The sequence below is a fragment of the Burkholderia sp. BCC1644 genome, from assembly GCF_902833225.1.
GTDB lineage: Bacteria > Pseudomonadota > Gammaproteobacteria > Burkholderiales > Burkholderiaceae > Burkholderia.
The window spans coordinates 1-586 of record NZ_CADFEI010000060.1 but is presented as its reverse complement, the minus strand read 5'-3'; the positions used below and the strand labels follow the sequence as shown (position 1 = coordinate 586).

Genomic DNA, 586 nt, shown 5'->3' with positions numbered 1-586 from the left:
GAAGTGGTCGTCGTGTGCGGCCCGTCGGGCTCGGGCAAGTCGACGCTGATCAAGACCGTGAACGGCCTCGAGCCGTTTCAGCAGGGCGAGATCCTCGTGAACGACCAGTCGGTCGGCGACAAGAAGACGAACCTGTCGAAGCTGCGCTCGAAGGTCGGGATGGTGTTCCAGCATTTCGAGCTGTTCCCGCACCTGTCGATCACCGAGAACCTGACGCTCGCGCAGGTCAAGGTGCTCGGCCGCGGCAAGGACGAGGCGAACGAGAAGGGCATGAAGCTGCTCGATCGCGTCGGCCTGAAGACGCATGCGCACAAGTTCCCGGGCCAGCTGTCGGGCGGCCAGCAGCAGCGTGTCGCGATCGCGCGCGCGCTGTCGATGGACCCGATCGCGATGCTGTTCGACGAGCCGACGTCCGCGCTCGATCCCGAGATGATCAACGAAGTGCTCGACGTGATGGTCGAACTCGCGCAGGAAGGGATGACGATGATGGTCGTCACGCACGAGATGGGCTTCGCGAAGAAGGTCGCGCATCGCGTGATCTTCATGGACAAGGGCGCGATCGTCGAGGACGACCGCAAGGACGATT

At 63.5% G+C, this 586-nt stretch carries 1 protein-coding gene; it reads left to right on the top strand.

Annotated elements, in window-relative coordinates; all coding sequences use genetic code 11:
- The coding region (locus tag HWX87_RS37685; RefSeq protein ID WP_176051843.1) for an amino acid ABC transporter ATP-binding protein at positions 1–586 on the top strand (586 nt) is incomplete at both ends.